The organism is Methyloligella halotolerans (assembly GCF_001708935.1).
In the GTDB taxonomy this organism is placed as follows: domain Bacteria; phylum Pseudomonadota; class Alphaproteobacteria; order Rhizobiales; family Methyloligellaceae; genus Methyloligella; species Methyloligella halotolerans.
This window is the reverse complement of record NZ_MASI01000011.1, coordinates 72,525-79,147: the sequence shown is the minus strand read 5'-3', so window position 1 is coordinate 79,147 and position 6,623 is coordinate 72,525. Positions and strand designations below refer to the sequence as shown.

Annotated in this window: 6 protein-coding genes and 1 pseudogene; 1 reads left to right on the top strand and 6 read right to left on the bottom strand. The window is 64.1% G+C overall.

Annotated elements, in window-relative coordinates; translation table 11 throughout:
• On the bottom strand, nucleotides 1-714 hold a 714-nt coding region (locus A7A08_RS16405), incomplete at its 3' end, for an autotransporter outer membrane beta-barrel domain-containing protein (protein WP_169823027.1).
• On the opposite strand from A7A08_RS16405, the gene A7A08_RS16400 reads away from it, so the two are divergent.
• Nucleotides 698-871, top strand: a complete 174-nt coding sequence (locus A7A08_RS16400) for a hypothetical protein (RefSeq protein ID WP_169823026.1) — start codon at nucleotides 698-700, stop codon at nucleotides 869-871. The genes A7A08_RS16405 and A7A08_RS16400 overlap by 17 nt on opposite strands.
• 19 nt (nucleotides 872-890) lie before the next feature.
• Here A7A08_RS16400 and A7A08_RS14730 read toward each other — a convergent pair whose 3' ends face one another.
• The 5 genes and pseudogenes from A7A08_RS14730 to A7A08_RS14700 form a co-directional block, all read right to left on the bottom strand.
• Nucleotides 891-1,742: an autotransporter-associated beta strand repeat-containing protein gene (locus A7A08_RS14730; RefSeq protein WP_169823025.1), complete on the bottom strand. Its 852-nt coding sequence runs from the start codon at nucleotides 1,740-1,742 to the stop codon at nucleotides 891-893.
• Nucleotides 1,685-2,956, bottom strand: a complete 1,272-nt coding sequence (locus tag A7A08_RS17220) for a hypothetical protein (protein WP_169823024.1) — start codon at nucleotides 2,954-2,956, stop codon at nucleotides 1,685-1,687. The genes A7A08_RS14730 and A7A08_RS17220 overlap by 58 nt, the downstream gene beginning before the upstream one ends.
• Before the next feature lie 415 nt (nucleotides 2,957-3,371).
• Nucleotides 3,372-4,310 carry a L,D-transpeptidase family protein gene (locus A7A08_RS14710; RefSeq protein ID WP_069096223.1) on the bottom strand — a complete coding sequence of 313 codons (939 nt, stop codon included), beginning with the start codon at nucleotides 4,308-4,310 and terminating at the stop codon, nucleotides 3,372-3,374.
• 251 nt (nucleotides 4,311-4,561) lie between these two features.
• Nucleotides 4,562-5,515, bottom strand: a complete 954-nt coding sequence (locus A7A08_RS14705) for an acetyl-CoA carboxylase carboxyltransferase subunit alpha (protein WP_069096222.1) — start codon at nucleotides 5,513-5,515, stop codon at nucleotides 4,562-4,564.
• 159 nt (nucleotides 5,516-5,674) lie between these two features.
• Nucleotides 5,675-6,621, bottom strand: a pseudogene (locus tag A7A08_RS14700) (site-specific tyrosine recombinase XerD).
• Between the last annotated feature and the right edge of the window lie 2 nt (nucleotides 6,622-6,623).

Sequence of the window (6,623 nt, the reverse complement as noted above, 5' to 3'; positions counted from 1 at the left end):
AAGCGGCGCCATATCCGAGCCCAGATCCTTCGACCCGTAGCCCAGCATCATCATGTTGGCAGCGGGATTGGCCCCCGCCGTCTGGGTCGATTGCGGTCCACCGGCCCCGAGGCCAGTCCCACCGTAAGATGCCTGGACCAGACGCCCCATCACCGCATCGCGCACATGCCGGCCTTCATCCAAGAGCGCGCCGCCAACGCTCGCATGAATCTCGCCGGACAGGGCATCGAAGGCCTGCCGTGCGCTGGCCGCTGTCTGGTTCAGCACCGCAACATAAAGCGCACTATCGATGGGGAAATCGCTGAGTGCATTCGCTACCGCGCGCTGATTGGGTGTGCGCGCGGGTCCGGTGAACGAGACATCGTTCCTGATCAACATGAGATAGACGTTGTTCGTATCGTAAAGCAGCGTCGGGTCCAGAAACGCGAGGTTGCTCGTCACGTCGTCGAAGGTGCCGCTCACTCCGCCTCCAGTACGCAGGATCGTATAGCTGGTGGCAGGGGCGTAGGTTCCGCTCTGAGCCAGCACCTGGACCCGCCCGCCATTGAGCGTCGCGGTGCCCGTCGCATCGATCCGGTCCGAGTTGCCCGCCGCATCGACCTCGACCTCGTATGTGGAGCCCGAAGCGAAGGTGACGGCGCCTGCGACGCTGATGGTGCCGATGGAATTGCCGGGCGCGATCGTGCCGCCATTCCTGATGACCGTGTTCCCCACAGTGCCGCCGCCGATCAATCTGCCGGCATTCACCGTGACATCGCCGGACGTGCCGTTGGCGATGAACGTGCCGCCGCTGACCGTCGATGAGCTGATGATCGAGCCTCCCTCGGCAATTTCGAGTGTCCCCGATCTCAGCGTCGTCGGCCCCGTATAGGTATTGGTGCCTGCCAGCGTCAGCGCACCATCGCCGATCTTGATGAGACCGCCGCCGTTGCCGCCGGCGTCCTGGATCGCGCCGGAGAATGTTGTCGAGCTGTTGTCAAACCCCGTGGTGAGGCTCTCGCCGCCTGCGATCCGGACGGCGCCGGCGCTGCGAGCGATCCAATGGTCTCCGAATCGTTGGCTTGGAATGTGCCGCCGTTCACACGCAGGCTGACAGAATCCGCGATGGCCGTTCCGCCATCGGCGACCACGAAGCCCTGATTTATTGTCAGGGGCCCGGTAAAGCTGTTGGTCCCCGAAAGGGTAAAAGCGCCGGCCCCCGTTTTGGTGACGCCGCCGCTGCCGGAAATCTCGCCCGAGAATTCGGTCGTCACGTTGCTGGCGCCCGTGATCAACGTGTTTCCGTTGAGCGTGACGGTGCTCGATGCCACACCTGTCAGGGAGCCGACCGTCTCTCCATCGGCCAGGTCCAGCCTGGAGCTACCGAAAATCACGACATTGCTGCTGTCGGAGACCGCAGCACCATTCACAAGCCGCAGGGTACCCGCCGTAATTGCCGTCGTCCCGGTAAACGTATTCGTGCCGCTCAGGACCAGCGTGCCGCCGCCGATTTTTTCGACAGGCCGCGCGAAGCCGGTCTCGGTGATATCGCCGGATTGGGTCGCGGTGCCGGCTAAGACCTGAAGCTGGGTGCTGTTGGAGTCGACATCGATCGCGTTGGCGATCGTGACGCCGTTGCCGTAGTCGATGACGGATCCGGTCGTGGTGATGGTGCCGATACCGGCAGCCGTGTCCGATTGCAGGCTCAGCGTGCCGTCCTGGACCGTGGTCCCGCCGGAATAGCTGTTGTCGCCGGACAGCACGAGCGTTCCGTCGTCATCCTTGATGAGGGCATAGCTGCCGGCTTCGGCGCCTGTGCCGCCGGCGCCGGTCTGGTCCGCGATATCATCGGCGATGGCCTGGGTTTCTCCGGCGCCGGGTTGGAAAGTAATCGTCCCGTTCCCCTGCAGGAACAAGCCACCACCGAATGCGAACCGCCTTGCGCACCTGGGGTATTACCGCCTGAGACGCTGCCTCCATCTAGACTGAGACCGTCTTCGACGGTCAGCGTCGCCCCCTCCATGACGAAGACGCTGCCGCCCATTCCGGCGCCTCCGCCACCGGCGGCCTTTTCACCGTCGGCTCCGCCGAAGCCTCCAGGACCAACGTCGAGAAGAGTGGCTGCACCGCCACCGCCACCGAAGCCGCCTGCGCCCCCCGCGCCTGTCGAACCGCCACCGCCGCCACCGAAGCCGCCTGTCCCGCCTGTCCCGCTTGGGGATGCGCCGTTTCCGCCACCGCCGCCGCCGCCGCCGACACCGCCGGTTCCACCCGTAGTGCCGCCGCTGCCCGAACCGCCGCCACCTGAGAGTTCACCGCCCGGTTGACCGTTTGCGCCGAATGCCCCCCCAGTTCCGCCATTCGGTCCGCCGCCATCGGCGCCGGTGGATGAGGTGCTGGTTTGTCCGACCTGGCCCGCGAATGCGCCGCCGCCGCCATGTCCGCCTCCGGCATTGCCTGTAGCCCCGGAGCCTCCATCGCCGCCGAGGCCGCCGCCACCGCCACCGTGTACCGATCCTGTTACGGTATTACCGCCATCGCCGCCTTGCGCGGCGTTGTCGGCGAATTCGACGCCGCGCAGCGTTACGTTCGCTGCCGAATGGCCGTCGAGATCGCCACGCGCGAATAGCGCTCCGCCGGCCCCAAGACCGCCGCCGCCCGGCGCATTAGCCGTTCCGCCGTCCCCGCCTTTGGCCAGACCGTTTGCCAGCGTCACGTTCTCGATGACGACGTCGCCGGTGTTGGCGAAGAAGATGCGTTGAGCGCCTTGACCGTCGACAGTGTGGCCGGCGCCCGAGATCGTGATCTGCTTGCCGGCGGATGTGTTGAGAACGGGAAGGGGGGCGGTCAGCGCGATATCGGACGCCAGGTTGATGGTGTTGGACGTATCGCCATTGCTGTTCGCAGCGTTGATGGCGGCGGTCAAAGCCCCCTCATCTGAGACGTTGAAGACGGCCGCTTCGGCAGGTGGGATCAAGCTTGTGGCGCCGACCGCGAGAGAGCCAGCGAGAGCAACGCGGAAGAGGAAGCGGCAACTCCTGATCGCCCCATTATCCCACCCTGTCACACTCCCCCCTGACGCGCGCCAAAAGCGCCCCCCTTAAGCCGCAGGGGTCGTTTCCCTGCCTCTTTCGCGCTTTCTGAGCTCGCAATGTTGTTTGATTGCAGCTGTTTGATTCCGTTCGAGGCATGCAGGGTCGCTCGGTAAGTCATGGGAATTCAATGGGAATTTGAAGCGCGGACCGAGCCTGACGATCACTGTGTCTTAATGAGCACAGATTTTGAGCCAGAAAGCTCCATCGCTGGCAAACGGCGAACCGCAATGAGAAGACGGGTTCCTCACGACGCAATCCTGCGCGCTGTCGGAACCTCAGCTTCGTATAGAGAACGAATTATTCGGCTTGGGAGACGGAACCGGTCTCGGCCGGACCCAGCGTAAACATGTGGTAGGTGGGTTTGCGCGGCCCAAAGGCGAGCCCGAGAGAGCTCCCCAGCGGTTTGATCGACGACTGATTCACCGCCGTCTGCTCGGGTCTCGGCGAGAAGGGCCGCATGGGCAGGCGGCGGAAGGCCGGGCATGGCCGCGAAGGGTCCGCCCGTTCCTGCGGATTGTTGAACACGGCGTTGATCAGATAGCTGCGATTGCAGACCTGGATCTCCGGGATCTGCTGGGTCGCCTCGAAGTAGTCGTAGCCCTGCTTGAGGTTCTGCCAGAAGCCGTACCACTTGCTGCCGCTATGCTTGGCCATGTTGGCCGCGGTCATCTTGAAGGGGTAGGCCTGGATCATGAAATAATCCTGTCCGCCCGCGAACGCCTCGCGCGCCAGGATATAGATTTCCTCGATAACCCCGTCCGTCATCGCGTAGCAGCCGACCGACTTGCAGTCGCCATGCACCATGATGTTACTGCCGGTGCGGCCCCACGCCCGGTCGTAGGCGTTGGGGAAGCCGATATTGAACGACAGATGATAGTGGCTGCGCGGGTTCATCTGGTCTTTGGCCACGATGTAGAACCCTTCCGGCGCCTGGCGGTCGCCCTGCTTCAGCTTGGGCCCGAGATCGCCGGAGAAATTGCAGATCGGATAGGATTTCAGGAAGTAGTAGTGGCCGTCATCCCGCTGCTTCCAGACCTCGAGGATATTCTCGGCCTTGAAGATGCGGATGGTGATCGGCGCCTGCTCGCGCATCCCCTTCTGGGCCAGCAGCGCTCGCATTTCGGGCGACATCGGCTTCATGTAGTCCGGCGAGTACTGGCCGCAGCCGCCAAGCTCCGCAACGGCAAACAAAAGGAAGGCCGCCAGCAGAGTCTTTGCCGAAAACAAACGAAGCATACGCAAGCAGTGCCCCTGGATGCGATGTCGAGACACATCGAACCCGGAAAATCCCGTCCCGGAAGATCGAACCCGCAAGGTTAAGGCGAAGTTAGCGGCAAGTGTCCCCCACGCCGCTTTCCCCCATACTCAGCCTGACGAGTATAGCCTCTTTAACTAGACTAAAAAAGCGGCTGCTTTAGGGAGAAAACGTTAACGCAATCAGGGAGTTGGTTAACTTTCCGCCGCGCCCGCCGAGATCCGGCGGAGGGCTATCCGCGCCCCATGGCGAGAAATTTCTGGCGCCGATCCTTGCGAATCTGGTCGCTCGACTTGCCCACGAACTCCGAGAGGGCCTCGTCGATCCGGGACGCGGCGGCCGCGATCACGGCGGACTTGTCCCGATGGGCGCCGCCCGTGGGCTCCGGAATGATTCCGTCGATGACGCCGAACTCCAGCAGATCCTGGGCGGTGATCTTCATATTGGTCGCCGCGTCGATGGCCCGGGCCGAATCCCGCCAGAGAATCGAGGCCGCCGCTTCTGGCGAAGCGACCGTGTAGACCGAATGCTCCAGCATGAAGATACGGTTCGCCGTGGCAATGGCCACCGCGCCGCCCGAGCCGCCCTCGCCGATGACGACGGAAACGATGGGCACGCTCAAGCCCATGCAGGTATCCGTGGACCGGGCGATCGCCTCGGCCTGGCCGCGCTCTTCCGCGCCGATGCCGGGATAGGCGCCCGCCGTGTCGACCAGGGTCACCACGGGAAGCTTGAAGCGCTCCGCGATCCCCATCAGACGCTGGGCCTTGCGATAGCCCTCGGGACGCGCCATGCCGAAATTATGCTTCAGACGGCCCTCGGTGTCCGAGCCCTTCTCATGGCCGATCACCATGACCGAGCGCCCCTTCAGCCGGCCGATGCCACCGATGATCGCATTATCCTCGGCGAACAGCCGGTCCCCGGCGAGCGGCGTGAAATCGTCCACCATCCCATGGATGTAATCCATGAAGTGGGGCCGCTCCGGATGGCGCGCCACCTGGGTCTTCTGCCAGGGCGTGAGCTTGGCGTAGGTCTCTTCCAGCGCTTCCCTGGATTTGGTCTCCAGGGTCCTCAGTTCTTCGGAAATCGAGACTGCGGAATCGTCGCCGTCCTCAAGGGCCTGCAGTTCGGCGACCTTGCTTTCCAGCTCCGCAATCGGCTTTTCGAAATCGAGATAGGTGCGCATATTACTCAAATGGCGTCTCCGGACGTCGTTGAGGCCGCGGGACCGCCCCGCGGCCCGCAGCTTCGCCTTTTTAAGTGGCCCGATGGCCAAACTGTGTCAACCGACCCAAGGCCGGCGAGGCGAAACTATCTGAGGAAAGGGTTATCCGCCCGCGGCTCTTCAGCGCTTCGCGAGAGGATGGTGCTCCTCCACCAGCCGCCTCAGGCGCTCCTCGATCACATGAGTGTAGATCTGGGTGGTCGAGATATCCGCATGTCCCAGCAATTGCTGAACCGACCGGAGATCCGCGCCCCGCTCCAGCAGATGGCTGGCGAAGGCGTGCCGCAGCACATGGGGCGAAACCCGCGATGGCGCGATCCCCGCGGCCGCGGCAAGCCCCTTCAACTCCTGTCCGAAACGCTGCCGCGTCAGATGCTGGCTCGCCTTCTGGGCCGGAAACAGCCAGGGCGAGCCCTTCAGTGCCGGGTCGGTGGCAAGCTCCGAGAGGTGACCGGCAATCGCCTGGCGCGCCGTTTCGTTGAGGGGCACCAGGCGCTCCCGTCCGCCCTTGCCCGTGATCGTCAGCACCCGATCGTCGGCCAGCAGCACATTGCGGGGCAGGCTGATCAGCTCGGAAACCCGTAAGCCCGTGGCGTAAAGCGTCTCCAGCAAGGCATAGAGCCGCGAGGCACGGCGCCGCTCCGCATCGGACTGGGCCGCGCTCACACCTTCGCGCGCCGTTTCGAGCAGGGTCTCCACTTCCGATAGCGACAATATCTTAGGCAGGGGCCGGCCGAGCTTCGGACTGTCGATGGCCGAACACGGATCGTCGTCCCGCAGGCCTTCCGACAGCAGAAAGCGGAAGAGCTGCCGGATCGCCGAGAGCTTGCGCGCCCGGCTCGTCGCCGCCAGCCCATCTTTTGCGAGCCGCTCGAGAAAGGCGCGTATCGTATCGGGCGTCACCGAAAGCGCGTCTTCCCCGCGCCCCTTGGCGAAGCGAGGAACGCCGCGAGATCTGTCGTATAGGCGGTGATCGTGTGAGCCGCTGCGCCCCGCTCAGCCATCAGCATATCGAGGAAGAGCTTCAGCTCCGAGGAGCGCACATCCTGGTCGGAGACGGCGCCCATCG

What these genes read in the sequence shown, in the direction of transcription:
- A7A08_RS16400 (WP_169823026.1), top strand. Translation starts at nt 698, where the DNA reads ATGACCGTGTTCCCCACAGTGCCGCCGCCGATCAATCTGCCGGCATTC.
- A7A08_RS14710 (WP_069096223.1), bottom strand. Translation starts at nt 4,310, where the DNA reads ATGCTTCGTTTGTTTTCGGCAAAGACTCTGCTGGCGGCCTTCCTTTTG.
- A7A08_RS14705 (WP_069096222.1), bottom strand. Translation starts at nt 5,515, where the DNA reads ATGCGCACCTATCTCGATTTCGAAAAGCCGATTGCGGAGCTGGAAAGC.